The 2,473-nt window shown below is 64.4% G+C and carries 3 protein-coding genes; all 3 read right to left on the bottom strand.

Annotated elements, in window-relative coordinates; all coding sequences use genetic code 11:
- Window positions 1-247: 247 nt before the first annotated feature.
- The 3 genes from DPM12_RS22595 to DPM12_RS22585 are packed head-to-tail and all read right to left on the bottom strand — an operon-like array spanning window position 248 to window position 2,071.
- A complete protein-coding gene (locus DPM12_RS22595) occupies window positions 248-862 on the bottom strand; it encodes a PIN domain-containing protein (protein ID WP_112260598.1) in 615 nt (204 codons plus the stop codon).
- Window positions 859-1,719, bottom strand: a complete 861-nt coding sequence (locus tag DPM12_RS22590; RefSeq protein ID WP_112260597.1) for an ImmA/IrrE family metallo-endopeptidase — start codon at window positions 1,717-1,719, stop codon at window positions 859-861. Before DPM12_RS22590 ends, DPM12_RS22595 begins: the two co-directional genes overlap by 4 nt.
- Before the next feature lie 16 nt (window positions 1,720-1,735).
- Window positions 1,736-2,071: a helix-turn-helix domain-containing protein gene (locus DPM12_RS22585; RefSeq protein ID WP_112260599.1), complete on the bottom strand. Its 336-nt coding sequence runs from the start codon at window positions 2,069-2,071 to the stop codon at window positions 1,736-1,738.
- Window positions 2,072-2,473: the final 402 nt, after the last annotated feature.

Raw genomic sequence — 2,473 nt, 5'->3', positions numbered from 1 at the left:
GTGAGGCTGGGTCGGCGTCTGTCGGTGCAGGTGAGAGGACGAGCTGGCCTATAAGCCGGATTCCGGCTAGGTTCGGGCTCGTGTGACGCTGACCTGCGTAGACGCGTGCGGATCAAGATCGCAGCCCGCGCGCAGTCCGTAAATCGAGATCGCGGACGACGATCGGACATGGGTGGAATCGTGCAGGCCGAGGCCGCTCATCAAGGCCCTTATGGCGGCGTCGGGAGGAGTTGGGGAGGTCTGGCTGTCATTTCCAAAGCTCGGGGGAGAGGAGGTTGGTGGTTTGGATCGGCGGCAGGCCGTCGTCGAGTTCCCGGAGACGACGGTAGGTGCCGCGCATGGTTGCTCGGTCGGGGATGTACTTTCTGCCTGCGGCTTTCGCTAGGACTGTGAGTGTGCTCGTCAATGTGACCGTTCCGATCGTCTTGCCAAGTGTGCGAAGCCGCTGTAGCCGGTTGATCTCGGATGTTGCGATTCGCGCACCCGGCCCGTCGTCGATCAGCACGATCACCTCCTTGCCCGCTTCTGCGGCGACGACCGCATGGGCGATGACCATGGTCTCTCCAAGGTCCCTCGGACGCTTCAGCCGCTCCTGCATGGGTAGTTGACTGATCCGGCGTACGACCGCTTCGAGTTCGGGGGTCACGTCGTCGGAAAGGATCTGCATCCAGCGTTCGGACAATTTGCGCCAGACCATTTCGGCTGCGCGGAACCGGCCATCCTGTTGAGACTTCCGGAGTAGCTCGTTCTTCACGGTCTCTGGGGCGGACAGGGGCCCAAGTGTGTCGATGAGGAGCCGTTCTAGGTTGATGGAGAAGAAGTTCAGGCCGGGTCCGGCGTCGATGATCGGGCGGTGACTCATCCGCCGTCACTCTCCACCGCCCCCGGTCCGTTGTCCGAGGTGGTGAGGTCGTCGTCCAGGTCAGACAGGTCCACGTGTACGTCAGGAAGGTCGCTGGCGTTAGCCCATACGACGTCTCGTTCGATGGGGGCGACGCCTGCCTCGTCCAGGTCGGCCTCGGCTTCTTCAAGGGTAACGCCGCGCAGCGTGGCAATGTGTTGTGCGTGAAGCACCCCGAGTGCGTAGCCGTTGATAGCGCGGGCGAGTAGCCGCTGCGGCGCACGCCGCCTATCGGATTCCGCCTGCAATGCCCGGTACTGATCGGTCCAACCGAACCGAGCCGCCAGTTGTGGGGTGTGGAGGTCACGCCAATGCTCGCTGGTGGCAGCATCGATGTACCCGGCCTGGTCCAGGGCAATTGCGGCGATGGTGGGCGACACGAGGAACCGTTGCACGACCGCCGACAGTGATGCCAGTGTCACCTCGTCTCGGTCGCCAAGGAACTCGCGCACTCCTTCGACGGGCACGAGGAGATGTCGAGCGAAGGAGCGGCACCGGTCCTCTTCCGGCGAGGGCTGGCTCCAGTCGCCCCCTTCCGCGTTGGCCCAGTCCTCGAACAACACGTGGGCGAGTTCGTGGGCGAGCGTGCTGCGCTGTCTCATTGGGCGTGTGGTGCGCGCGACTCCGATGAACACGGTGTCGCGTTCCGGGTCCCGCATCGCCAAGCCGTGTTCATCTGGACCCGCGTCGAGTATCGCCACATCGAACCCTGTCGTCTGCTCGGTGACAGCCACCAGGTCGCCCAGCGGCTGCACTCCCAGCCGATGCTCCCGGCGGAACCGTTCGGCGGCGGTGCGGCCCTCGGCTTCTGCGTTCATGCGTCCTACGCCTCGGTCACACCGTCGCCGGAACGGCCTGGTCGTCCAAGTAGTCGTTCAGTTCTAGGAAATCCAGCAGTGCCTCTCGCATGCCGTCCATGCTGGAGCCGTTGGTTGCCCGGGCCGCACACTGGGCGCGGCCGGCTACGGTCCTCGTGCCGGTGAGCTGTGCGATCGTGTGCCCGGTCGCCTGCGCGATCAACACGATCTCCGGCATCTTCGCCGCCCGATCTCCGGAGATGATCCGCGACAGGGTGGACTGCGATATGCCGGTCACGTCGGCGAGGGCACGCTGGCTGAGGCCTGCTGCCGCACGGGCACGTTCGATCAGCACACCGATGTCTGCCGTCATGGCCACCACTTCCTTGAATCACTTTTGCTCATCTTGATTCAGCTTACGCCTACCCATCACCTCGTGCCAAGAGAGAAACCCACGAAGCGTTCACACAGGTGGTCACCTCTCCTCCAACGGCAAACTGGGCAGGCCAACGCCACATCCATCACCTCTGCGCTGATAGGAGAAGACGCGGTCGATGAGCCGCCTGACAGCAGGTACTGGTCGGCGTTGGTGTGCTGTGCCGCCGCAGGGCGTTCCGGCTGTGCAGACGTACCTTTCCGGCTGTAACCGTCCGGTCGCCCCACCGCGTCGGCACAGCCGGCCCGGTCTGAACCTGCTACACAAAGGCCTCGCCGCATTCGTCGCCGACCCGCCAGACGGGCTTGGCAAGCATCCCATCGTCTGGTGGCTCGCAGC

This window comes from Phytoactinopolyspora halophila, assembly GCF_003287285.1.
GTDB classification, from domain to species: domain Bacteria; phylum Actinomycetota; class Actinomycetes; order Jiangellales; family Jiangellaceae; genus Phytoactinopolyspora_A; species Phytoactinopolyspora_A halophila.
Note: the sequence above shows the minus strand (reverse complement) of the source record. Positions and strands in the feature narration are given on the sequence as shown.

Excerpts from the sequence above, each read along its gene's own strand:
- DPM12_RS22595 (WP_112260598.1), bottom strand. The coding sequence starts at position 862 with ATGAGTCACCGCCCGATCATCGACGCCGGACCCGGCCTGAACTTCTTC.
- DPM12_RS22590 (WP_112260597.1), bottom strand. The coding sequence starts at position 1,719 with ATGAACGCAGAAGCCGAGGGCCGCACCGCCGCCGAACGGTTCCGCCGG.
- DPM12_RS22585 (WP_112260599.1), bottom strand. The coding sequence starts at position 2,071 with ATGACGGCAGACATCGGTGTGCTGATCGAACGTGCCCGTGCGGCAGCA.